Annotated in this window: 20 protein-coding genes and 1 tRNA gene; 9 read left to right on the top strand and 12 right to left on the bottom strand. The window is 73.0% G+C overall.

The genetic code is table 11. The features are described from left to right. Positions 1–48: 48 nt before the first annotated feature. The gene (locus tag ACZ7G3_RS15435; protein WP_470925950.1) at positions 49–831 is read right to left on the bottom strand and encodes a hypothetical protein; all 783 of its coding nucleotides are present in this window, start codon (positions 829–831) and stop codon (positions 49–51) included. Positions 832–1,269: 438 nt separating this feature from the next. Continuing rightward, positions 1,270–1,343 (bottom strand) — tRNA-Pro (locus ACZ7G3_RS15430). Between the two features lie 99 nt (positions 1,344–1,442). Here ACZ7G3_RS15430 and ACZ7G3_RS15425 point away from each other — a divergent pair. The 3 genes from ACZ7G3_RS15425 to ACZ7G3_RS15415 all read left to right on the top strand — a co-directional run bounded on the left by ACZ7G3_RS15425 (position 1,443) and on the right by ACZ7G3_RS15415 (position 5,080). Beyond that, the gene (locus tag ACZ7G3_RS15425; RefSeq protein WP_470925948.1) at positions 1,443–1,982 is read left to right on the top strand and encodes a DUF309 domain-containing protein; all 540 of its coding nucleotides are present in this window, start codon (positions 1,443–1,445) and stop codon (positions 1,980–1,982) included. 162 nt (positions 1,983–2,144) lie between these two features. After that, a complete protein-coding gene (gene cobF / locus ACZ7G3_RS15420) occupies positions 2,145–2,918 on the top strand; it encodes a precorrin-6A synthase (deacetylating) (protein WP_470925946.1) in 774 nt (257 codons plus the stop codon). Positions 2,919–3,007: 89 nt separating this feature from the next. Further along, entirely contained in the window at positions 3,008–5,080 is a 2,073-nt protein-coding gene (locus tag ACZ7G3_RS15415) for an MDR family MFS transporter (protein ID WP_470925944.1), read from the top strand. A 164-nt stretch (positions 5,081–5,244) separates the two neighbouring features. Here ACZ7G3_RS15415 and ACZ7G3_RS15410 read toward each other — a convergent pair whose 3' ends face one another. The 4 genes from ACZ7G3_RS15410 to ACZ7G3_RS15395 all read right to left on the bottom strand — a co-directional run bounded on the left by ACZ7G3_RS15410 (position 5,245) and on the right by ACZ7G3_RS15395 (position 9,750). Then, positions 5,245–6,054, bottom strand: coding sequence for a cobalt-precorrin-6A reductase (locus ACZ7G3_RS15410; protein ID WP_470925942.1), 810 nt, complete (start codon positions 6,052–6,054; stop codon positions 5,245–5,247). Between the two features lie 19 nt (positions 6,055–6,073). After that, entirely contained in the window at positions 6,074–6,859 is a 786-nt protein-coding gene (locus tag ACZ7G3_RS15405; protein WP_470925940.1) for a sulfite exporter TauE/SafE family protein, read from the bottom strand. A 64-nt stretch (positions 6,860–6,923) separates the two neighbouring features. Next, complete coding sequence (locus ACZ7G3_RS15400; RefSeq protein ID WP_470925938.1) at positions 6,924–8,435, bottom strand: long-chain-fatty-acid--CoA ligase; 1,512 nt, start codon at positions 8,433–8,435, stop codon at positions 6,924–6,926. A 127-nt stretch (positions 8,436–8,562) separates the two neighbouring features. Then, complete coding sequence (locus tag ACZ7G3_RS15395; protein ID WP_426598189.1) at positions 8,563–9,750, bottom strand: thiolase family protein; 1,188 nt, start codon at positions 9,748–9,750, stop codon at positions 8,563–8,565. Positions 9,751–9,888: 138 nt separating this feature from the next. Here ACZ7G3_RS15395 and ACZ7G3_RS15390 point away from each other — a divergent pair, with 138 nt between their 5' ends. The 6 genes from ACZ7G3_RS15390 to ACZ7G3_RS15365 all read left to right on the top strand — a co-directional run bounded on the left by ACZ7G3_RS15390 (position 9,889) and on the right by ACZ7G3_RS15365 (position 17,160). Next, positions 9,889–10,698 (top strand): alpha/beta hydrolase, encoded by an 810-nt coding sequence (locus ACZ7G3_RS15390; protein WP_470925936.1) that lies wholly within the window; start codon positions 9,889–9,891, stop codon positions 10,696–10,698. A 333-nt stretch (positions 10,699–11,031) separates the two neighbouring features. Then, positions 11,032–11,364: a DUF3140 domain-containing protein gene (locus ACZ7G3_RS15385; protein WP_426598191.1), complete on the top strand. Its 333-nt coding sequence runs from the start codon at positions 11,032–11,034 to the stop codon at positions 11,362–11,364. Positions 11,365–11,366: 2 nt separating this feature from the next. Next, positions 11,367–12,017 carry an HhH-GDP family DNA glycosylase gene (locus ACZ7G3_RS15380; RefSeq protein WP_470925934.1) on the top strand — a complete coding sequence of 217 codons (651 nt, stop codon included), beginning with the start codon at positions 11,367–11,369 and terminating at the stop codon, positions 12,015–12,017. 431 nt (positions 12,018–12,448) lie between these two features. Next, positions 12,449–15,445, top strand: coding sequence for a S53 family peptidase (locus ACZ7G3_RS15375; RefSeq protein ID WP_470925932.1), 2,997 nt, complete (start codon positions 12,449–12,451; stop codon positions 15,443–15,445). A 197-nt stretch (positions 15,446–15,642) separates the two neighbouring features. After that, a complete protein-coding gene (locus ACZ7G3_RS15370) occupies positions 15,643–16,524 on the top strand; it encodes a hypothetical protein (protein WP_470925930.1) in 882 nt (293 codons plus the stop codon). Positions 16,525–16,623: 99 nt separating this feature from the next. Beyond that, complete coding sequence (locus ACZ7G3_RS15365; RefSeq protein WP_426598195.1) at positions 16,624–17,160, top strand: NUDIX hydrolase family protein; 537 nt, start codon at positions 16,624–16,626, stop codon at positions 17,158–17,160. A 77-nt stretch (positions 17,161–17,237) separates the two neighbouring features. On the opposite strand, the gene mnhG is transcribed toward ACZ7G3_RS15365, so the two are convergent. From mnhG to ACZ7G3_RS15335, 6 genes are read right to left on the bottom strand one after another with little or no spacing between them, the layout of a single operon-like run. Continuing rightward, positions 17,238–17,603 carry a monovalent cation/H(+) antiporter subunit G gene (mnhG, locus tag ACZ7G3_RS15360; protein ID WP_426598196.1) on the bottom strand — a complete coding sequence of 122 codons (366 nt, stop codon included), beginning with the start codon at positions 17,601–17,603 and terminating at the stop codon, positions 17,238–17,240. Beyond that, a complete protein-coding gene (locus ACZ7G3_RS15355; RefSeq protein ID WP_470925928.1) occupies positions 17,600–17,917 on the bottom strand; it encodes an MrpF/PhaF family protein in 318 nt (105 codons plus the stop codon). The genes mnhG and ACZ7G3_RS15355 overlap by 4 nt, the downstream gene beginning before the upstream one ends. Continuing rightward, positions 17,914–18,513, bottom strand: coding sequence for a Na+/H+ antiporter subunit E (locus ACZ7G3_RS15350; RefSeq protein WP_426598198.1), 600 nt, complete (start codon positions 18,511–18,513; stop codon positions 17,914–17,916). The genes ACZ7G3_RS15355 and ACZ7G3_RS15350 overlap by 4 nt, the downstream gene beginning before the upstream one ends. After that, a complete protein-coding gene (locus ACZ7G3_RS15345) occupies positions 18,510–20,156 on the bottom strand; it encodes a Na+/H+ antiporter subunit D (RefSeq protein ID WP_470925926.1) in 1,647 nt (548 codons plus the stop codon). The genes ACZ7G3_RS15350 and ACZ7G3_RS15345 overlap by 4 nt, the downstream gene beginning before the upstream one ends. Continuing rightward, positions 20,153–20,914, bottom strand: a complete 762-nt coding sequence (locus ACZ7G3_RS15340) for a Na(+)/H(+) antiporter subunit C (RefSeq protein WP_470925924.1) — start codon at positions 20,912–20,914, stop codon at positions 20,153–20,155. The genes ACZ7G3_RS15345 and ACZ7G3_RS15340 overlap by 4 nt, the downstream gene beginning before the upstream one ends. Then, a complete protein-coding gene (locus ACZ7G3_RS15335) occupies positions 20,911–23,826 on the bottom strand; it encodes a Na+/H+ antiporter subunit A (protein ID WP_470925922.1) in 2,916 nt (971 codons plus the stop codon). Before ACZ7G3_RS15335 ends, ACZ7G3_RS15340 begins: the two co-directional genes overlap by 4 nt. Between the last annotated feature and the right edge of the window lie 120 nt (positions 23,827–23,946).

The raw sequence follows: 23,946 nt of genomic DNA, 5'->3' as shown, positions 1-23,946 counted from the left end.
TGGCACCCCCGATCGGGGTGGGATGGTGCGGTGGGGACGAGAGGGCGTCTAGGGCCGGAGCCTGGGCGCCCGCCTCGGGGTCGCGCGGTCCAGTTCCACCTCCCAAGCGAGCGTGCCGGTGCGGGGATCAACGGCTCTGAGGACGACGGCGCCGGAGTCGGGGCGGAGGAGGAGGTCCATGCGTCTGTCGCCGACCAGGCTCCGGTCCAGTACGGCGGACTGCCGGTCGGAAGAAGCCGCCGGAGGTGCGGGAGCCGGCACCTCGGCGTCGGCCGTCTCCGGGAGCGCCTCTGCCTCCGCCCCGGCTTCCGCCCAGGCCCCCGCTCCGGCTTCCGCCCACGCCTCGGCCCCGGCCTCCACCTCGGGGAGCACTTCCAGCGAAGGGGTGCCGGCCAGAGTGACCCTCACAGCTCCGTGCGCCACGCGCCGGGACTCCTCCAAGACGCGTGCGCTCGGTGCGGCACCCCCGCGGTACCAGGTCCGGGCGACCCAGCGGAGCACCACGGCGTCGTCGGCCACGTCGGACCGCAAGGTGAAGGCGCGGGTGTCGTCGAGGGTGCAACGCGCCCACGGCGGCAGGCCGACGGGCTCCGAGGTCCAGCGGTCCTCGCCGGTCGCGGCGTCGAGCACCACGACCACGAGCGTCGGCGACGGGCTGATCCGCAGGGTCACGACGGAACCGGCGAGCAGTGCGCACGGTCGCAGGCTGGGCCCGTGGCGCCACAGCAGGGCGCCGGTCTCCAGGTCCAGCGCCATCAGCGCACCTTCGTGATCGTGCACGACGGCCTGCCGGCCGCGCGCATCGGCCACGCCACGCGGAACTCTCGCCATCCGGACCCCCCAGGTGGGCGTCGCAGGAACGCGGATGCTGTGTCACGGGCCGGGACGTGAGGCGTGCGGGCCGCCCGACGCGACCGAGTGCGACCGAGGACGCAGGCCCGGCCGTGGGGCGCCGCAGTGCACTTTCATCGTCCCTCCGACCGGGGAGGGCGGCAAATGGATCTGCCCTGCCGTCCCGTCGGTTGACGCATACACCATCCGGGCGGGACACCCGCGTGTGTCCGCGTGTGTCCGCCGTGCGCATCACGGCGCCGGCACCGCGCTCTCCGCCCGCTTCAGCGCGGTGCGCGCACCGCGCTCGCTGCCGAGCCCGATCGTCGTGACCCGCTGACTCCGGTCGAGCACGCCGGTCCCCGACCGGTCCCGAGAATGATCAAGGACCGGTTTCGGATGCTTCCGAAACCGGCCCTGATCTGCGACTGTCTCCAGTCGGGACGACAGGATTTGAACCTGCGACCCCTTGACCCCCAGTCAAGTGCGCTACCAAGCTGCGCCACGTCCCGGCGTACTCACACGCGGCGAACCGCGCGATCACGCGTAGAGAACTTTACCCCACCCGCCGGGCCACTCCTACGCGGGCACGGACGAGGCACAATCGGCCCATGGACAGCCCTGCCGACAGCCCCCGACACAGCGCAGACCCGCTCCGCCCGGTGGACGCGCGCGACCGCGACGGCGAGGGGCGCGCTCGTAACGCCCGGCCCCGGGACGGGCTCGGACGCCCCCTGCCGTACGGCGCGGACGGCGTCCCCCGCCAGCCGGAAGGCGTCGTGCGCGCCCCCGGGGAGACGGTCACCGAGGCGCAGCGGCTGCTCGACGCGGGGCGGCCGTTCCACGCGCACGAGGTCTTCGAGGACGCCTGGAAGTCGGGCCCCGAGGAGGAACGGGAGCTGTGGCGGGGGATGGCCCAGCTGGCCGTGGGGCTCACGCACGCGGCCCGCGGCAACGTCACCGGCGGGGCGAGGCTGCTGCGGCGCGGGGCCGGGGCGGTGACGGAGTGGGCGGCTTCGGCGTCCGGGCAGGACCGCCCTCACGGGATGGATCTGGGGCGGATCGCCGGGTGGGCCCGGGAGCTGGCGCAGGACGTGGAGGGCGGCGCGCCCGTGGACGCGGGAGCGCGGGCGCCTCGGCTGCGGGGCTGAGATCCGCCGCCCGCGGGATCGGGGAGAGCCCGGCCCCGGGATTGGGGAGAACCCGGCCACAGGATTGGGGGGAGCCCGGCCACAGGATCGGGGAGAGCCCGGCCACAGGGCTGAGGAGAGCCCGGCCGGGGCGTTGTCAGTGGCGTACGGCAGACTCGTGGCGTGCGGAAGATTCATGTGATCGGTATCGGCGCGGGCGACCCCGACCAGCTGACCCTGCAGGCGGTCCGGGCGCTGCGGAGCACGGACGTGTTCTTCGTCCTGGACAAGGGCGAGGTGAAGTCCGACCTGGTGCGGCTGCGCCTCGACATGCTGGAGACGCACGTACCGGAGGGGACGTACCGGATCGTCGAGGCACGCGACCCCGAGCGGGACCGGAGCGCGGGCGGCACGGCGTACTCCCCCGCCGTCGAGGACTGGCGCAGCGCCCGTGCCGGCATCTACGAGCGGCTGATCGCCGAGGAACTCGGCGAGGACCAGAGCGGCGCGTTCCTGGTGTGGGGCGACCCGGCGCTCTACGACAGCACGCTGGGCATCCTGGAGGAGATCACGGAGCGCGGCGCGGTGGCGTTCGAGTACGACGTCGTGCCGGGTATCAGCAGCGTCTCCTCGCTCGTCGCCCGGCACCGCACCGGGCTGAACAGGGTGGCGCGCCCGGTGCAGATCACCACCGGGCGCCGGCTCTCGGAGGGCTTTCCGGAGGGCGTGGACGACGTCGTGGTGATGCTCGACGCCCACCAGGCCTTCCGGCAGTACGCGGATCAGGACATCGACATCTACTGGGGCGCCTACCTGGGCACCCCCGACGAGATCCTCGCCTCCGGTCCGATCGCCGAGGCCGCGCCCCGCATCGAGCGGCTGCGCGCACAGGCGCGGGAGCGCAAGGGCTGGATCATGGACACGTATCTGCTGCGGCGCAACCCCGGCGACGGCTGACCGAACCGGCTGACCAGCCGGTCCGGCGGCTGTACCCGGGCGGACCGCCCCCGCATGCGTGGCCGGTGCACCGGTGTGATCGTGACCGTGTGACAGTCGCCGAGGAAACGCCACGGACCGCCGCCGCCCAGCCGCCCGTGCTGGACAGGCGCCGCCGCAACGTCGTCTTCGTCACGATCATGCTGGGCATGCTGCTGGCGGCCCTGGACCAGACCATCGTCGGCACCGCGCTGCCGACGATCGTGTCGGACCTGGGCGGCGGCGAGCACATGTCGTGGGTGGTGACCTCGTACCTGCTCGCGGAGACCGTGGCGACGGTGCTGGTCGGCAAGTTCGGCGACATGTTCGGCCGGAAGGTCGTCTTCCAGGTCTCGGCGATCGTGTTCATCACGGGCTCGTTCCTGTGCGGGCTGGCCACGACCATGCCGCTGCTGATCATCTGGCGGGCGATGCAGGGCATCGGCGCGGGCGGGCTGATGGTCACGTCCATGGCACTGATCGCGGACGTCATCCCGCTGCGGGAGCGCGGCAAGTACCAGGGCGCCATCGGCGCGGTGTTCGGGGTGGCGACCGTCATCGGGCCGTTGCTGGGCGGGCTGTTCACCGACCACCTGTCCTGGCGCTGGGCGTTCTACGTCAACGTGCCCATCGCGATCGTCGTCGTCATCGCCGCCGCCCGCACCATCCCGGTGGTGAAGTCGGCCGCCCGGCCCGTCGTCGACTATCTGGGCATCGCACTGGTCGCGGTCGGCGCGAGCGCACTGATCCTGGCGACGAGCTGGGGCGGCAACGAGTACGCGTGGGGCTCGGCAGTGATCATCGGCCTGTTCGCCGGAGGGCTGATCGCACTCGGGCTGTTCTGCTGGGTGGAGACCCGGGCGGACGAACCGATGCTGCCGATGCGGCTGTTCCGCGACCCGGTGTTCACGGTCTGCTCGGTCCTCAGCTTCATCGTCGGCTTCGCGATGCTCGGCGCGCTGACGTATCTGCCGACCTACCTGCAGTACGTCGACGGCGACTCGGCCACCGTCTCGGGCGTCCGGACACTGCCGATGGTGGCCGGACTGCTGATCGCGTCGGTCTTCAGCGGCAGCGTGGTCAGCAGGACGGGGCGGTACCGGCTGTTCCCGATCGTGGGCACCCTGGTGATGGGCGTCGGCCTGTATCTGATGTCGCTCATGGACCCGTCCACGGGCGCCTGGCTGGAGTCGCTGTACATGTTCGTGCTCGGCACGGGCATCGGCCTGTCCATGCAGGTGCTGACCATCGCCGTGCAGAACACCGTCGACTACGCCGACCTCGGCACCGCGACCTCCGGCGTCACCTTCTTCCGCACGCTGGGCAGTTCCTTCGGCACCGCGGTCTTCGGCACGATCTACGCCAACGCGCTCGGCCCCAACCTGCGGGACGGCGTCACGACCGCCGCGGAGACCGGAGCCGCCGACCCGGACGTGATCAGCGGCGCGGCGACCAGTCCGGAGGGCGTGCACCGGCTGCCGCCGGACGCGTCGGCGCCGGTCATCGGCGCGTACGCGGACACCATCCAGACCGTGTTCCTGTGGACGGTGCCGGTCGCGGCGCTCGGCTTCCTCGTAGCCCTGTTCCTCAAGCAGGTCCAGCTGCGGGACAGCGCCCGCATGGGCTCCACCGACATGGGCGAGGGCTTCGCCTCACCGCACGACGCCAGCAGCAGACGGGCGCTGGAGGCCGCCGTCGGCAGGATCATCGGCAGTACGGAGCTGGACACCGCCCGCCGGATCATCGCGGACAGCGACACCCGGCTCGACATCGCCGGCGCCTGGGCCGTCATGCAGGTCGAGCTGTTCACCCGGCTGGTCGGGCACGCCAGCCTCGGCCTGATCGCCGCTCGCCGCCGGATGCCGCCGGAGGTCCTGCTGCCGGTCTTCGACCGCATGGTCGAGGAGGGCTTCCTGACCCGTCACGGCTCCCTGCTCTCCCACACCGACGCGGGCGCCCGCGAGGCGCTGGTCATCGGACGGGCCTGGACCGCCTGGCTGGAGGACCGGGTGGAGCAGGACGTCGGCCGCCCCTCGGACGCGGAACTGCGCGCCGCGCTCGACTCCATCGCGAAGCGCCTGCTGGTCGAGGACCTGGGCAACGGCCTGCCGGGCCGCGTGCGGCAGCCGGTCACGGTCCGCTGACACCCGGCCGGTCACTCACCCGCGGCTCTCGTGCGCGCTGCGACCCGGACCGGTCACGGTCCACCGTGGCCCGGACCCCGGTCACGGCCCAGTGTGGCCCGGACCCGGTCATGGTGCGCTGAGGCCCGGGCCGGTCACCGTCCGCCGGTTCCGAGCGGTCACGGTCACGGTCCGCCGAGGCCCAGACGCTCCAGTACCGCCGGCACGTCGGGCACCACCCGCACACCCTCCGGCAGCGGGGGCCTGCGAACCATCACCACCGGCAGCACCAGTTCCCGGGCAGCCGTGAGCTTGGCCGCGGTGGCCGCTCCCCCGCTGTCCTTGGTCACCAGGACGTCGATGCGGTGATCGCGCAGGAGGGCCGTCTCGTCGGCCACCGTGAACGGGCCGCGGGCCAGCACGACACGGGTGTCCGGCGGGAGGGGCGGCTCGGGGGGCTCCACCGAGCGAACGACGAAGTGGAGGCCGGTCAGGTGCGCGAAGGCGGCCAGACCCAGGCGGCCGGTGGTCAGGAACACGCGGCGGCCGAGGCTCGGGAGCCGGTCGGCCGCCTCGGCGAGGGAGGCGACCGGATGCCAGTGGTCACCGGGGCCGGCCTGCCAGCCGGGGCGGCGCAGGATCACCGCGGGGACGCCGGTGGCCGCCGCGGCGCGGACCGCGTTCGCCGTGATGGTACCGGCGAAGGGGTGGGTCGCGTCGACGAGGGCGTCCACGTGCTGCTCGCGCAGCCAGGCGGCCAGTCCTTCCGGTCCGCCGAAGCCGCCGGTCCGCACGTCACCGGCGAGGGGGCCCGGCCGGGTCACGCGTCCCGCGAGGGAGGTGGTGACGCGGACACCGGGACACGCGGTCAGGTCGCCGGCCAGCCGACGGGCCTCGGTGGTGCCGCCGAGGATCAGCACGTGGCGGGACGGGCGGGACGGGGACGGGCGGGACGGGGACGGCAGCGGGCTGGACGACGGGACCGGACAGGACATGCGTCGAGACTACGGGCCGTCAGTGCACCAGGAGCTGAAGGCCCCCCACCACCGTCGCCGCGATCACCAACCGCTCGAACAGGCGCTGGTTGATCCGGTTCACAGCCCATTTGCCGATGAACGCACCGGGCACCACGAACACCACGAGTGCGGCGTCGAGGACCAGCGAGTGGCCGTCGATCAGGCCGAGGCCGGCGCTGAAGGGCAGCTTGGAGACGTTGACGATCAGGAAGAAGAAGGCCGACGTGCCCAGGAATCCCAGCTTCCGGAAGCCCGCGGAGAGCAGGTACATCGACATCACCGGGCCGCCCGCGTTGGCGACCATCGTGGTGAAACCGCCGAGGACGCCGTACGAGCGGGCCTTCACGCGACCGGCCCGCGACATCGTCCCGTCCGGCTGTTCGGCCGGCTGCCCGGCCGCGTCGGCCTGCCGTCGGCGCCACACCGTCACCGCGGCCATGAGCAGCAGGATCACACCGATCGAGGTCCGTACGAGCGCGTCGTTCGCCCACACCAGGAACACGGTGCCGGCGGCCACGCCGGCCCCCACGGCCGGAAACAGCCGCCACAGCGTGGGCCAGTGCGCGTGGCGCCGGTACGTGAGGACGGCCAGGACGTCACCCGCGACCAGGACCGGCAGCAGGATGCCGGTGGAGGCACGGGCGGGCAGGATCGCCGCGAAGATCGCGAGATTGACCGTGTTGGCCCCGCTCACGGCGGTCTTGGAGAAGCCGACGAGGAAGGCGGCGAGGGCGAGGGCGGCGAACTCCCAGCCGGTGAGGTGCCAGTGCGTCATGATGTCCATTGCGGGCACTGATGCTATGCGGCACCCGACCGACGCCGTAAGCACCGTCTCGCCAAGTGGCCCCTCAGCCGACCGCGTACCGCACCCGCAGCTCCCGCTTCAGCACCTTCATGCTCGGGCCCAGCGGCAGCGCGTCCGTGAACTCCACGCGGCGCGGGTACTTGTACCTGCCGAGGTACCGCTTGGACCACTCGGTGACCTCGGCGGCGTCCGGCGTCGCACCGGGGGCGGGGACGACGACGGCGCACACCTCCTCGCCGTGCAGTTCGTCCGGGAGGCCGATGACGGCGACCTGCGCGACGGCGGGGTGGCGCATCAGCACCTCCTCGACCTCGCGCGGATAGACGTTGTAACCGCCGCGGATGATGATGTCCTTCTTCCGGTCGACGATCCTGAGGAACCCCTCGTCTTCCTTGGTGCCGAGGTCCCCGGTGCGGAACCAGCCGTCGACGAGCGCCTCGGCGGTGGCCTCGGGCCGGCCCAGGTAGCCGGAGAAGACGTTGTGGCCGCGCACGACGACCTCACCCAGCTCACCGGGCGGCAGCAGCTCGATGCCGTCCTCGGCCTCCGCGCGGGCGATCTCGACGTCCACGCCCCACAGCGGGTGGCCGATCGTGCCGGGTTTGGCACCGAACACCGGCTGGTTCACGGCCGCCGCCGGGGAGGTCTCCGACAGCCCGTACCCCTCGTAGATCTTGGCGCCGAAGGCCTCCTCGAACCGCTCCAGCACGGCGACCGGCAGCGAGGCGCCGCCGGAGACGCACACCCGCAGGCCGGGCAGGGCGTCGGCCCCGGCCGCCGCGGCGGCGAGTGCGACGAACATGGTCGGCACCCCGTGGAAGGTGTTGACCTTCTCCCTCACCATCAGTTCGATCGCGCGCGCCGCGTCGAAGCGCGGCAGCAGGACGAGGGTGGCACCCGCCCGCCAGGTGGAGTTCAGGGAGACGGTCTGGCCGAAGGCGTGGAACAGGGGGAGCGCGCCGAGCGCGACGTCGTCGGGCCGGATGTCGTTGGCGTCGAAGGCGTTGACGGTCGCGTTCATCACCAGGTTGAAGTGGCTGAGCACCGCGCCCTTGGGGACGCCCGTGGTGCCGCTGGTGTAGAAGACGACGGCCGGGTCGTCGGCGTCGCGGGTGACGTACGAGGGCAGCGGCTCGGCGTCGGCCGCGAGCTTGTCGAACTCGTCGCCGAGGGTGATCACCCGTACGCCCGCCTCCCGCGCCGCGGCCGCCCCGGTCTCCGCCTGCGCCGGGTGGCACAGCAGCAGCGTGGCGCCGCTGTCGCGCAGGACGTGCTCGACCTCGGCGGGTGACAGCAGCAGGTGAACCGGTACGACGACGCCACCGGTCGCGGCGATCGCGTAGTAGGCGACGGGGAAGTCGGCGGTGTTCGGCGCCATCAGCGCGACCCGGTCCCCCGGCCGGACGCCCAGGCCGGTGAGGGCGCCGGCCCGGGCCCGGGCCCGCTGCCACACCTCGGCGAAGGTGAGCCGCAGGTCGCCCTCGACCAGCGCCTCCTTGTCGGGACGGCGTCGGGCGTTCTCGGCGAGTACGGCGGCGACGGAGAGGGTTGCCATGGGGTGTTGCTCCGTTTCCTTGCTGCGGCTCTGCGGAGGTGGGTGGTGTGCGGCTGGCCGGTCCCCCTTGCGGTTCGGCCAGTCCCTGGTGCGGTTCGGCCAGTCCCTGGTGCCGTTCAGCCAGTCCCTAGTGCCGTTCGACGAGGACCGCGCTGCCCTGCCCCACGCCGACGCACATCGTGGCGAGCCCGCGGGCCGCTCCCGTGCGGCGCATGCGGTGGAGCAGGGTGGTCAGGATGCGGGCGCCGGAGCAGCCGAGCGGGTGGCCGAGCGCGATGGCACCTCCGCTGGGGTTGACCAGGTCCGGGTCGATGCCCAGCTGGTCCACGCAGGCGAGGGCCTGGGCGGCGAACGCCTCGTTGAACTCGGCCTCCGCGAGGTCGCCGACGTTCCAGCCGGCCCGGGCGAGGACCCTGCGGGTCGCGGGGACGGGGCCGATGCCCATGACGTCCGGGTGGACGCCCGCCGAGCCGCCGGCGACGTAGCGGCCGAGGGACTCCAGGCCCAGGTCGTCGAGGGCCTCCTCGCTGACCAGCAGGAGTCCGGCGGCGCCGTCGTTCATCGGGGAGGCGTTGCCCGCGGTGACCGTGCCGCCGGGGCGGAAGACGGGCTTCAGGCGGCCCAGCTTCTCCAGGGACGTGTCCTCGCGGACGCACTCGTCGGTGTCGACGACCACGCCGTCGGGACGCTCGACGGGGAGCAGCTCGTCGGTGAAATGCCCGTTTTTGCGGGCCTCGGCGGCCAGCCGGTGGCTGCGCAGGGCGAACGCGTCCTGGCGTTCGCGCGGGACGCCGTACCGCTCGGCGACCTCCTCGGCCGTCTCTCCCATGGCCAGCAGGCCGTGCAGGTCCTTCATCGCCGGATTGACCAGGCGCCAGCCGAGTCTGGTGTCGGCGGTCTCGATGCGGTGCGGCAGGGCCTCGTCGGGGCGGGGCAGCACGAAGGGGGCGCGGCTCATCGACTCCGAGCCGCCCGCGAGGACGATGTCGGCCTCGCCGGCGGCGATGGTGCGGGCGGCGGTGGTCACGGCCTCCAGACCGGAGGCGCACAGCCGGTTCACCGTGGCGCCGGGCACGGACTCGGGCAGGCCGGCGAGCAGGGCGGCCATGCGGGCGACGTTGCGGTTGTCCTCGCCCGCCTGGTTGGCGGCGCCCCAGTAGACGTCGTCGACGCGGGCGGGGTCGAGCGCGGGCACGTCGGCGACCAGGCCCCGGATCACGGTGGCGGCGAGGTCGTCGGGCCGCACGGTGGACAGGGCGCCGCGGAGCTTGCCGATCGGGGTGCGGCGGGCGGCCGCGAAGTGGACGGGACGCACGGGGGACTCCTGACCGTCACTCGGTCGCCGGGCGGCGAGCGAACACTTAATTAGCACTGCTAGTTTTGGACTATAGACCTCCGGGCGGCTCCCTGGGAAGATCCCCCGGTGACCTTCACCGACGCAGCCGGAGGAGACATGACCGAGCCCCGCGAACACGTCCTGACCGGAACCCGGGGACGCCTCACCACCCGCGAGTGGCCCGCCGAGCGGCCCACGTACGTGGCGCTGCTGGTACACGGCTACGGCGAGCACGTCGGCCGCTACGAAGAGGTGGCCGGCGTCCTGACGGAGCACGGTGCGGCCGTGTACGGCGCCGACCACACCGGGCACGGGCGGTCGGACGGCGAACGGGTGCTGATCGAGGACTTCGAGGACGTGGTCACCGACGTGCACGCCGTGGTCGAGCGGGCCCGCACGGCCCACCCGGACCTCCCGGTGGTCATGGTCGGGCATTCCATGGGCGGTCTGATCGCCTCCCGCTACGCCCAGCGCCACCCCGGCACGCTGACCGCGCTGGTGCTGTCCGGACCGGTCATCGGCGACTGGGAGCTGCCGCGCCGGCTCCTCGCCCTGGACGAGATCCCCGACACCCCGATCAGCCCGGCCTCGCTCTCCCGGGACCCGGCGGTCGGGGCGGCGTACGCGGCGGACCCGCTGGTGTGGCACGGCCCCATGAAACGGCCGACGGCCCAGGCGTTCGTACGGACCCTGGACACCGTGACCAAGGAAGGCGACGTCGGCCGGCTGCCGCTGCTGTGGGCGCACGGCGACGACGACCGGCTGGTACCGCTGCCCGGCAGCCGCGTCGGCGTCGAGCGGCTCAGCGGCGGAGACCTGACCGAGCGGATCTATCCGGGAGCCCGGCACGAGATCTTCAACGAGACGAACCGCGCGGAGGTGTTCGCCGACGTCACACGCTTCCTGGACGGCGTGCTCGCCCGCTGACCGGCCGGGGCGTTCACCCCGGCGCCCGGACGGAGCGTTTGCCCCCGGTGCCCCATGGGCACCCGCGCCCCCATGGAGTGGTTGCGCCGCGCCGCCCGTGTGGATGCGGAACCCTGACTGTTCCTCCCGGTGGGCCGGCAGGACCGGCCCGGCGGGACACCGAGGCCACCGAGCGTCCGCGCCCGTTGCCCGGTGCGCACCCGGTGCCGGGGCCCGCCCCGGTCCGGGGCAGACGTCGGGCATCCGGGAAGGCGCCGGCGCGGACGAGCGCGTCGCCCCGCTCCGTACGACCGCGCAGTACGCACATACGCACGACGAAAAGAGGGGCACCTCATGGCCGACGCCCTCGAACTCGACGCGCTGTGGGAGGACTTCCACCGCGTCGTGAACATGACCTCCGCGGAACTCTCGGACTGGCTCCGGGTACGCGACTCCGGCGAACTGACCGAGCCGGTGCCGGACGACGCCGGCTCGCCGCTCGGTCAGCACGTCCTCGCGATCCTGCAGAAGCGGCGCACGGACCTGACGGAGGACGACCTCCGGGCGATGCGCAAGGTCGTGGACCTCGTGACGTCGCAGACCGACCTGGAGAACGAGCCCCGGGCCGAGGACACTCGGCTGCGGCACCGGCTGATGACGGTCGGCCACGACCCGCTGAAACCGTAGCCGTGAGCCGTGACCAGCGGAGCGTCGTACGGGAACTCGTCGGCGCCCACGGGCGGACGTACGCCGAGGAGGCGGGCATCCGGCTGAAGGACACCCCGCAGCCGCTGTACCGGCTGCTGGTCCTCGCCCATCTGCTGAGCGCCCGCATCCGCGGCTCGGTCGCCGTGGCCTCCGCCCGCGCCCTGAGCGAGGCGGGGCTGCGCGACCCGCGCCGCATGGCCGACGCCGACTGGCAGGAGCGGGTGGACGCGCTGGGCCGGGGCGGCTACCGGCGCTACGACGAGCGCACGGCCGCCCAACTCGGCGAGGCCGCCGAACTGCTGACCGAGCGATGGGGCGGTGACCTGCGGCGACTGCGCGAGGAGGCGGACGGCGAGGTGCCCGAAGTGCGCCGTCTGCTCCAGGAGTTCCCCGGAGTGGGCCCGACGGGCGCGGACATCTTCCTGCGCGAGGTCCAGGGCGTCTGGCCGGAGGTGGCCCCCTATCTGGACCGCAAAGCCCTCCAAGGCGCGGAACGCCTCGGCCTGCCCGCGGACCCGGACCGGCTCGTCTCCCTGGCCGGGACGACGGAGCCCGCCGTCCTCGCGGCCGCGCTGGTACGCGCGGCGGTGGACAAGGAGGTCGGCCGGGACACCCTCGACCGCGCCGGCTGAACGCACCCACCACAGGACCGGCCCCCCGACGTCCGCGACGCACTCGCGGGCGCCGGCCCCGTCGGCGGAAACAGCGCCGCACCCCCGGACACCTGCACGAGCACACTCCACATGACCGACACCGCCTTCGCCCCGACGGCACGGCGGCTTTGATCACAAACACCCCAACTTGTCATGGTCACGATACGATCACGCCAGTCCTCCGGCTTGGCGAGCCGATCTTGAGCCTGATAGAGATTCGGGTCTGGCCGTCGTCCACCGTGTGGGAGCGGTGACATCGCCGGGGGGGCTTTTCCGAGGTCCGGTCATGCCGGACCTTTTCGCACGCGACTCTTCACGCTTCCGCCCGTGTTCGCACCGGCGCGCCCTTCCGCGGTTTCACCTGCCTCCACGCACACGGGCGGCGGGGAACCGACGAAGAGGGAGTGTGCATGGGCAGAACCGCCCGCGAGAAGGCGTTCAGATGGGGGACGGCGACCGCGGCCGCCCTGGCCACGGTCGTCACCATGGCACCGATGTCGTACGCCGGCGCGGCGGACGAGCCGACCCCGCAGCGGGTCGGCGGCGCTCCGAAGATCCCGGCGGGAGCGGTGCGCGCGGCGGACCCGGCGGCGGGTCAGGCGCTCGATCTCAGCGTGGTCCTGGAGCCGCGCGACCCGGCGGCGCTGAACCGATTCCTCGCCGAGGTATCCGACCCTGGATCCCCGAACTACCGCAAGTACCTCGGCACGGGCGAGTTCGCGGGCCGGTTCGGCGCGTCGCCGCAGACTGTCGCCCAGGTCCGCGCGGAGCTCGCGGCCCGAGGGCTCGAGGTCGGCACGCTGGAGCCCGACGGTCTCACCCTGCCCGTGCACGCGACGGTCGGCAAGGCCGCCGAGGCCTTCGCGACCGACTTCGACGGCTACCGGCTCAAGGACGGCGGGACCGGGTTCACCAACACCCGCGCCCCGCGGTTCGCCGGCGAGATCGCCGGTGACGTCCGGGCGGTGGTCGGCCTGAGCACGCTCGCGGGCTACGTACCGCGCAACTCCGGCGCCAAGGGCCCGGCCCGGCTGCAGACGGTTCCGGACGGCGCCCGCCAGCCCCGGCTGACCGGCACCACCGGCACGATGTGCGCCGACATCAAGAACCTGTACGGGACCGCCTCGGACGGCTCCCCGGCCGCGTACGACAAGCAGGACTACTGGAGCGCCCGGTCGCTGGCGGCCGCGTACAACATGGCGGACCAGCCCAACGTGCAGACAGGCACCACCGTCGCCGTCTACTCGCTGGAGAACTACGACCTGCGCGACATCAACAGTTACCAGGCCTGCCACGGCACCAAGGCCTCGGTCAGCTCCGTGCGGGTCAACGGCGGCCCCTCCGAGCCGTCCGGCATCGACACCGGTGTCGGCATGGAGACCGCGCTGGACGTGCAGACCGTCATCGGTCTCGTCCCGCAGGCCAAGGTCCTCGTCTACCAGGGCGAGAACACCTGGGACGACGCCACGGCCGTGCTGCGCCGGATCGTCACCGACAACCGCGCCAAGGTCGTCTCGATCAGCTGGGGCCTGTGCGAGGCGAACACGCCCACCGAGGTGATGGACGCCGAGAACCTGCTCTACCAGCAGGCCGCCGCGCAGGGCCAGACCGTCGTCGCCGCCTCCGGCGACAGCGGCTCCACGGGCTGCTACAACCCGTACTACGACGCGCCCAACGCCGACCGGCTGGTCACCGACTGGCCGTCGAGCTCGCCGTACGTCCTCGGGGTCGGCGGCACCACCATGCGCGGAGCCGTCACCGGCCAGACCACCTGGACCGGCTCGGGCGGCGGCGTCTCCCAGCGCGCCAGGCTCGCCTCCGGCAGCTTCCAGAACCGAACCGGTACCGGCTACGCCAACGTCTGCGCCGCCGGCTCGGGCGAGACCTGCCGTCAGGTCCCGGACGTGTCCGCGGTCGGCGACCCGGCCACCGGCTACCCGGTCGCCTTCGGTCGCACCAGCACCGGCGGGCAGTACTGGCACATCATCGGCGGCACCAGCGGCGCCGCTCCGGTGTGGGCCGCGCTGATGGCGCAGGCCGACCAGGACCTCGCCTGCCAGGCCAACGGCACCGTCGGCCACGCGCACAACGCGCTGTACCGGCTGCCGGCCACCGCGTTCCGGGACGTCACCACCGGCAACAACAACCTGACCGAGTCCGGCAACCACAGCGGCCAGTACCTGGCCGGCACCGGCTACGACCTCGCCACCGGGCTCGGCACGCCCAACGGCCGCGAGATCGTCAAGGGTCTGTGCGCCGCCGTCCCGCGCTCCGCGGCCAGTACGTTCAACGCGCTGACCCCGACCCGCGTCCTGGACACCCGCTACGGCCTCGGCCGCGCCGGCACCTCCCCGGTCGCCGCGAACGGCACGGTCAGGCTGAAGGTGACCGGCGCCGGCGGCGTCCCGGCCACCGGTGTCACCGCGGTCGTCGTCAACGTCACCGCCGCCTCGCCCACCGCGACCGGCCACCTCATCGCCTACCCGAGCGGCACCACCCGCCCCCAGTCGTCGAACATGAACTGGCTCAAGGGCGAGATCATCCCGAACCTGGTGACCGTCCCCGTCGGCAAGGACGGCTCGGTCAGCCTGTTCAACGCCTCCAGCGGCACCGTCCACTTCGTCGCGGACGTCGCCGGCTACTACTCCACCGAAGCCGGCGGCGGCACCTACCTGCCCAAGGGTCCGTCCCGCGTCCTCGACACCCGTAACGCCATCGGCGTGTCCACCAGGACGCCCGTCGCGGGCAGGGGCACCGTCTCCCTGAAGGTCGCGGGCGCCGGCGGCGTGCCGGCCGCGGGGGCGACCGCCGTGGTCCTCAACATCACCGCCACCGCACCGGCCTCCACCGGCCACCTGATCGCCTACCCGAACGGCGCGACCCGCACGGAGTCGTCGAACATCAACTGGCTCAAGGGGCAGACCCGTCCGAACATGGTCGTGCTGCCCATCGGCACCGACGGCAAGGTGAACCTGTTCAACGCCGGTTACGGCACCGTCCACTTCGTCGCGGACGTCGCCGGCTACTTCACGGCCGACACGACGGGCTCGTCCTTCCACACCGCGGGCCCGAGCAGACTGCTCGACACCCGCTACGCCCTCGGCACCGCCCGCAACACCCCGGTGCCCGGCGGCGCCACGCTGGTGCTGAACGTCGACGACGGCCACACCCTGGCGAAGGCCAAGGCCGTGGTCCTCAACGTCACCGTCACCGCCCCGACGTCCAGCGGCTTCCTGACCGTCTGGCCCGACGGGACCGCGCTGCCCAACGCCTCCAGCGTCAACTGGGTCAAGGGGCAGACCGTGGCCAACCTGGTGACCGTACCGGTCGTCAACGGAAAGATCGACTTCCGTCCGAACGCCGGCAGCGTGCATGTGATCGCCGACCTGTTCGGCTACTACATGTAGCGCCTCGGCGCACAGCCCAGGGCAAGGGCCCTGTCCCCGCCACCCTTCCGGCGGCGGGGACAGGGCCCTTGTCGTGGCCGGCCGGGCACCGCGACCGGTGGTCGCGCCGTCACCCGGTCGGCCCCGCGCACTGGTGGCCCCGAGGACGCGGTGATGCCCTTGGGGCACAGTGATACGTCCCTCAGGAGGCATCCGCGATGAGCCGTCGTCCGCCCCACCCCGTCCGTCTCCTCGCCTCCGCGCTCGCGGCCGGGGCGCTGCTGGCCACGGCGGCCTGCTCGGACGACGGCGCTCCGGGCGCCGCCCCCGACACCGCGGCCGGGGAGTCCGCCCGGGCCGCGGCGAAACAGGCTCCCACCGCGTCCCCGACCGGCTCCCCCACCGGGTCCCCGACCGGCTCCTCGACGGCCTCCCCGACCGCCGCCGCGGACCTCACCGAATCCGGCGCCAGGGCCGCCCTGCTCACCGAGGCCGACCTGGAGGGCGACTGGAACCAGGTCCAGGACGCGGACAAGTGGCGCGACCGGCTGCTCGTCGGCGAGGTCGACGTGTCCGACTTCCTCACGGCCAGGACCGACGCCGCCGACTGCCAGAGACTGCTGGACTCGCTCTACCGGGACGACCTGCTGGGCGAGCCGTCGGGTCCGTCGGCGCTCACCGGTTTCGAGCAGGGCGACTCCCGCCTGCTGGAGCAGGTCGCCGGCTACGACCGCGCCGGGCTCGACGACCGCCTGAAGTGGCTGGACTCCCTGCCGCAGAAGTGCGACCAGTTCACCGCGACCGACGACAACGGGGACAAGCGCACGGTCCAGGTGACCGAGTCCTCGGTGCCCGACGTGGGCGACGCCCGCGAGGGCCTGCACGTGACCGTCCAGGGCACCGCCGCCGACAACCCGGCCACCCTCACCCTCGACATCGCAGCCGTACGCGTCGGCACCTCCGCCCTCACCGTCACGGGCGGCGGCCTGGACGGCGGCGAGCTCGCGTACGTGGAACAGGGGGTGCGACAGGGCACCGAGCGCCTGAAAACCGTCCTGCACGGCGGAACCCCGTCCCCGCAGCCCACCGACCCGGACTGACGCCGGCTCCCCGGTGGACGACGGCTGAGGGGCGTGGGACGGGTCACAGTCCTGGAGCGCCGCCCGGGAAGCGGGAGCGGCTGAAAGTATGATCAAGCGATGTCTGACACGACCGAAACCACACCGGGCTGGCTGTCGACCGACGACCTCGAGATGGCACGCGCCCGCATGCCGATCCTGTACGTCGAGGCGGTGCCCGTGCGCGTCGACGACAGCGGCGAAGTCACCAGCGTCGGCCTGCTCCTGCGCATCGGGCCCGACGGAACGGTCAGCCGGACGCTGGTCTCCGGCCGGGTGCTGCACCACGAGCGGGTCCGGGACGCCCTGCTGCGTCACCTGGAGAAGGACCTCGGCCCGGTGGCGCTGCCCCGGGTGCCGTCCTCGCTCCAGCCGTTCACCGTGGCCGAGTACTTCCCCACGCACGGCGTCACGCCGTACCACGACCCCCGGCAGCACGCGGTCTCCCTCGCCTACGTCGTCCCGGTGACCGGCGACTGCAGGCCCCGTCAGGACGCGCTGGACCTCGTCTGGTTCAGCCCGCAGGAGGCCCTGTCACCGGCGGTGCAGAGCGAGATGCCGGGCGGGCACGGGGTGCTCCTGAAGCAGGCGCTGGCGCATGTGGGCTGCGTGGTCTGAGCGCTCGGTGGCTCGCCGGATGCCGGCCGGACGCCGGTGGCGCCACACCGCCGACCGGCCGAAGGCGGCCCGCGGAGCTACTCCTCGGGCCGCTCCCCGTCGCTCAACTGCGGGTCCAGATCGTCCCGGAGCAGCCCCCGGGACCCCGTCTGGCCGGTGCGGTAGGCGGAGCGGGCCACCAGGTGGGAGGCGACCGGGCCGGTGAGGAACTGGAAGAAGACGATGAGCGCGAGGGTGCCCAGGTCGATGCCGTGACGCAGATGCAGCGCCACCCCGGCGAGGACGAGGAGCGTCCCGAGGGTCTGCGGCTTGGTGGCGGCGTGGCTGCGGGAGAGCACGTCGGGGAAGCGGAGCATCCCGATCACACCGAGCAGGCACTGCAGGCAGCCGAGGAACAACAGGGCCGCCCCGGCCAGGTCGGCGGCCTCGGCCCAGCCGCTCACCGGTGGTCCTCCTTGCCGTCCGCCCGCACCGGGGGCCGGTCGCGTACGGCGATGAACCGGGCGATGCCCACGGAGCCCGTGAAGCCGAGGAAGGCGAGCACCAGCATCACGGGGAAGTAGAAGGAGTCTCCGTCGTGGGCGGCCTTGACGGCGATGCCGGCGATGATGAGCGCCGCCGCCACGTCCAGGGCGACCGCGCGGTCCAGCATCGAGGGCCCGTACCAGACGCGGTACAGCAGCAGGGCGCCGGCGACGAGGATCATCACCAGCGAGGCGACCAGCATGGCCTGTTCGACGGCGTGCAGGGTGGTCACGGGGAGGCGTCCCCTTCCGGTACGGGCCGGGCGGCGTGGGCGATGTCCTCGGCGGTGCCGAAGGCGCGGGCGACGAGTTCCTCCATGCGCCACACCGACCGCTGGGCGCTCTCGATCTCGCCGGGGTCGTCGGCGTCGAGGACGTGCAGGAACACGGTGGCCGTCGACCGGCGCACCTCGATCACCGAGCCGCCGGGGACGTTGGAGACGGCGACTGCGGTGGCCGTGAGCATGAGGTCGCTGCGCACCCGCAGCGGGACGGCGACGACCGCGGCGTGGTAGGGGCCCTTGGCGAAGATCTGCCGGGTGACCTCGACGCTGGAGGAGAACATGTCGTACAGCAGGTAGGCCGCGAGCCGCAGGATGCCCAGCGGGCGCAGCCGCAGGCCGAGGTCTACGGCGGGCAGCGGGAAGGCCAGGCACAGGCACACCGCGACGATGACGCCGTTGACGAGGTTGGCCCAGGACGGGGTGCCCCACAGCAGGATCCAGATGACCGTGAGCCAGGCGATGAGCGGCAGGTCGAGAACGCGTCTGCCGCCGCCGATACGGAACGACCAGCTGTAGGGGGAACGGTCGCGGTAGAGGTTGCTCATCGGCCGAGCACCGCCTCGATGTAGGGGGTGCGGGCGAGGAGTTCGGCGGCGGCCGCGTCGGTGAAGGTGGTGAGGGGGCCGCCGAGCACGGTGTAGAGCAGGCCGAGGGCGACGGCGGCGCCGGTCGCCACCAGCATCGGCCAGGGCAGCCGCTTGGTGGTGGTGATGGACTGTCCCAGGAAGCCGGCGGAGACCACGGCGCCCGCCGGTACCGGCAGGCCGCTCCCGGAGCCGGTCGCCTCCCCGTCCTCGTCGTCGCCGGAATCGTCGCCCGGCTCGTCGCCGGCGGACTCCAGGACCACGCCCTCGCCCTCGGCCCCCGGCGGCGCGTCGCGCCAGAACGCGAGGTTCCAGACCTTCGCCATGACGTAGAGGGTGAGCAGGCTGGTGGCGGCGGACCCCGCGACCAGCGCCCAGGCCCAGCCGCCGCCGTTGTCGACGCCCGCCCGCATCAGGCCGAGCTTGCCGATGAACCCGGAGAGCGGCGGGATGCCGGCGAGGTTCATGGCGGGCACGAAGAACAGCACGGCGAGCAGCGGCGCCGTCTTCGCCAGGCCGCCGAGGCGGGTGAGTTCCGTGGTGCCGCCCCGCCGCTCGACGAGCCCGGCGACGAGGAAGAGGGTGGTCTGCACGGTGATGTGGTGGGCCACGTACACGATCGCACCGGCGATCGAGCCGCGCCCGGCGAGCGCGATGCCGAAGACCATGTAGCCGATGTGGCTGATGAGGGTGAAGGACAGCACCCGCTTCAGGTCGGTCTGGGCGACCGCGCCGAGGATGCCGATGACCATGGAGGCGAGCGCGGCGAGCATCAGCAGGTCACCGAGGCGGTGGCCGGGGAAGAGCAGGGTCTGGGTGCGCAGCATCGAGTACACGCCGACCTTGGTCAGCAGACCGGCGAAGACCGCGGTGACCGGTGCGGGTGCGGTCGGGTAGGAGTCGGGCAGCCAGGCCGCGAGCGGGAACACCGCCGCCTTGATCGCGAAGACCGTCAGCAGCATGGCCTCCAGCAGGGTGCGCACCCCGACCGGGACTTCCTGCAGCCGCCCCGCGAGCTGCGCGAAGTTCACGGTCCCCGCGACCGAGTACGTCATGGCGATCGCGACCAGGAACAGCACCGAGGAGAACAGCGAGATGATCACGTACGTCGATCCGGCCCGGATACGGGTCGCGGTGCCGCCGATGGTGAGCAGGACGAAACTCGCGACGAGCATGATCTCGAAGCCGACGTAGAGGTTGACGAGGTCTCCGGCCAGGAAAGTGCAGGAGACGCCTGCCACGAGGATCAGGTAGGCGGGGTGGAAGACGCCGACCGGCGTCTGGTCGTCGCGGTCGGCCATGCCCTGGCCGAGCGAGTACAGGTTGACGAGCAGGGTGACGGCGCTGGACACGGTGAGCATCAGGCCCGCGAGCCGGTCGGCGACGAGGGTGATGCCGATCGGCGGCGCGAAGTCGCCGAGGTGCACGCTGAGCGGGCCGTGGCGGTCGGCGGCCACCATGAGGAGCACGGAGAGCACGAGGACCGCGCCGAGCACGGCGAGGGTGATGAAGCGCTGGAACCGCTGGAGCCGGGGGCCGATGGCGAGCTTCAGGCCCGTGACGCACAGGGGCAGCAGGACGGGGAGGGGGACGAGCGCGTTCACCTGGTTCCTTCCGTGCCGGCGCCCTCGGGGTCGTCGGGCTGGTCGGGCGGCGGGTGGCCGGAGTCCTCGCCGGGGTGGGAGTCGGGCTCGCGGCCGGACTCCTCGGGGTCGTTGGAGGGCCCGGCGACGCGGGCCGGTGCCGGTCCGGGCCGGCCCGCCGCGTCGGTGGAGCCCAGCTCCCGGCCTTGCCGGTAGTCCTCGGGGTCGGCGCCGAGGATGTCGTTCCACAGGTTCCCGGAGACGTCGTTGGCGCGGGCCTGGTAGGCGCGTTCCTCGCGGACCCGCCGGCGCAGCCGTTTGCGTGCGGCGCGGTAGCGGGCGCCCAGTTCGGGGTCGGTGCCGGGCTCGGCCCGGGCTTCGCGGTAGCGGTCGCGCAGTTCGCCGCGCCGGTCGAGGAACTCGGCGCGCAGGGCGACCAGCCGGTCCTCGGTGTCGTCGCTGATCTCGTCGGAACCGGTGACCTGGTGGCTGCGGTAGGCCATGGCGAGCAGGAACGCGGTGGTGGCGAGGGTGATGACGATCGCGGTGAGGGCGATGGCCTGGGGCAGCGGGTCGGTGACCCGGTTGCGGATGACGTGCGGGTAGAGGAGCGGCGCGTTGCCCGCCCTGCCCGTCGAGGCGAGGACCAGCAGGTTGACGCCGTTGCCGAGGACGACCGCGCCGAGCAGGATCCGGGTCAGCGACCGGGTCAGCAACAGGCTGGCGCCGACGGCGCTGAGGACGGCGGCCGCCACCAGGAGGGAGAGGCTCACGGTCATGCGGGGCCCGCCTCCGCGCGCGGGGCGCGCCGGCCGGCGGCTCGTTCGATCTGCCGGTCGACGCGGGCGCCGAGGGCCCGCACGATGTCCAGGACCACGCCGAGCACGAGGAGGTAGACCCCGCAGTCGAAGAGGACGGCGGTGGACAGGTGGGCGTCCCCCCAGACGGGCAGGTGGCCGTGCCAGGTCCAGCCGTGCAGCACGGTGCCCTCGGCGAGGCCGCCCAGCGCGACCCCGGTGGACAGGAACAGGCCCAGGCCGGTGAACAGGCCCGCCTTGAAGGGCACGGCGTCGGCGAGCTCGTGCCGCCCGCCCGCGAGATAGCGGGCGATGAAGGCGACGCCGGCGGTCAGGCCCGCGACGAAGCCGCCGCCCGGCAGGTTCTCCGCGCACATGAGCAGGTAGACGGAGAGGACGAGGATCGGATGGAAGATGAGGCGGGCGACCACTTCCAGGACGAGGGAGCGGCGCTCGGGTGCGAGGGTGGAACTGGCCGCGAGCCAGGTCCGCTCCGGGGCGCCCTCGTCGCCGCTGGGCAGGCCCGCCAGTTCGTACGGGGTCGCCCGCCAGGCGGTGCGCAGGCCGGCGTGGGGGTGGTCCCCGGGCAGCGGCAGTACGGGCTGCTCGGCGTCGTCGGTGCGGCGGTGCAGGTAGATGAGGCTGGTGACGCCGATCGCGGCGGCGGCGAGCACCGCGGACTCCCCCATCGTGTCCCAGGCCCGCAGGTCGACGAGGATCGTCGCGACGACTTCCTTGAGGCCGTGGTGCGCGGTCTCCTCGACCATCGCCGCTCCGGCGCTGTCGGCCCGGCGGTGGCCCGCCATGATCCAGACGACGACGGCGAGGGCGGCGCCGCCCGCGAGCGCCACCGGCATCCGCAGTGCGCGTCGCCACCGGCTGTAGTTCTCCTCGAAGTACACCGGCATCCGGCGCAGCACGAGTACGAAGACGATCATCGAGACGGTCTCCACGCCGAACTGGGTCAGCGCGAGGTCGGGCGCGCCCTGCGCCACGAAGAGCAGCGCGGTGCCGTATCCGGTGAGACCGGCGAACACGACGGCCTTCATCCGGCGCCGCACCCCCAGGCACAGCAGGGCGGCCGCACAGGTCAGCAGCGCGACACCGGCCTGGGCCGGGTGGTCCCACAGCCGTGGGGCGGGCACCGAGGTCCAGGGTTCGTCCGCGATGAGGACGGCGATCTGCCCGGCGAGGACCACGCTCATGGTCGTCACGAGGTACACCGACAGCGAGCCGCGCTGCACGAAACCGGTGCACTGCAGGGCGGTGCGCTCCAGCGCGAGCAGCAGCCGTCCGAAGACCCGGTCGGCGGAGCGCCAGGCGAGGGCCTGTCCGGCCCGCCGGACGGGGCCCGCGGCGAGGAACAGCAGGACACCGCCCGCCCAGGCCGCGCAGGACAGGCCGAGGGCGAGGCCCGGCCCGTGCCACAGCGCCAGGTGGTACGGGTGGGCGGGTGCGGGGAACTGCTCGGCGTAGGTGCCGAGGAGCCCTTGGAGCCAGGGCACGCCGGGGCCGAGGACGAGGCAGGCCAGGGCGAGCACGGCGGGCGGGGCGAGGAAGGCCGGCGGGACGGGGTGCGCGTCCGTGTCGGGGACGCCGGGCTTGCGGGCGAAGGCGCCCCACAGGTAGCGCAGGGTGTAGGCGGTGGTCAGGGCCGAGCCGGCGACGGTCGCGGCGAGCGCCCAGCGGTCGGCGGTGCTCCCGTCCAGGAGGGACTGGAAGGCGGCCTCCTTGGCGGTGAAGCCGAGCAGCGGTGGTACGGCGGCCATGGACAGTCCGGCGGCCCCGGCGACCGCGCACACGGCGGGCAGCCGGCGCCCGAGCCCGGAGAGTCTGCGCAGGTCGCGGGTGCCGGTGGCGTGGTCGATGATCCCGGTGACCAGGAAGAGCGGGGCCTTGAACAGGGCGTGGGCGAGGATCATGGCGGTGGCGGCGAGGCCGGTGTCGTGGCGGCCCGCCCCGGCGAGGACGGTGAGGAAGCCGAGCTGGCTGACGGTGCCGTGGGCGAGGACGAGTTTCAGGTCGTGCAGGCGCAGCGACCGCCAGCCGCCCAGCAGCATCGTCGCGGAGCCCAGGACGAGCAGCAGCGGCCGCCAGGGCGTGACCTCCGCGAACGCGGGAGCGAGCCGGGCGATGAGGTAGACGCCTGCCTTGACCATCGCGGCGGCGTGCAGGTAGGCGCTGACCGGGGTGGGGGCGGCCATGGCGTTGGGCAGCCAGAGGCTGAACGGCCAGATCGCGGACTTGGCGAGGGCCCCGACGAGGATCAGCACGACCGCCGTGGACAGCGCCGCCGACACGGGCGGCGGGTCGGCGAGGATCGCCGAGATCCGGTAGGTGCCCGCCTCGTGACCCAGGATCAGGAAACCGACGAGCATGGTCAGTCCGCCGAGCGTGGTGACCGTCAGGGCCTGCAGGGCGCTGCGCCGGTTCCGCTTGTGGTCGCTGGTCTGGCCGATCAGCAGGTAGGAGAAGACGGTCGTCAGTTCCCAGAAGATGTAGAGCAGGATGAGATCGTCGGTGAGGACCAGGCCGAGCATCGCCCCGGTGAAGGCGAGGAGGTTCCCGGCGAACCTGCCCAGCTGCCGCGACCGGTCGTCGAAGTACGAGGCGCAGTAGACCAGGACGAGGGTGCCCACTCCCGCGGCGAGCAGCACCATCAGTTCGGCGAGGGCGTCCAGGCGCAGCGCCCAGTCCACGTGGTAGGCGGGCAGCCAGGCCCACTCGGCGGTGTCGGCACCGCCCGCGGCCGTCGTGCTCCACCGGGTGGCCGCCCAGACGGCCGCCGCCGCGGGCGGCAGGGCCAGCACGAGGAAGGCACGGGTTCCGCACCACCTCACCAGCGGCGCGGCGAACAGCGCGAGCGCGAAGTGGCAGAGGACGAGTGCGGTCATGCGGGTCCGCGCGAAGGCACGGGGGCGGCGGAAGGACAGGACACCCGACAGTGATATATCGGGCACCCGGTCTGGGCGCCCAGGCACGCCGCAGTGTCCGCGACGCCACCGGACCGGCCC

Source organism: Streptomyces sp. NPDC037271 (assembly GCF_055603605.1).
This window is presented reverse-complemented; position numbering and strand designations above follow the sequence as displayed.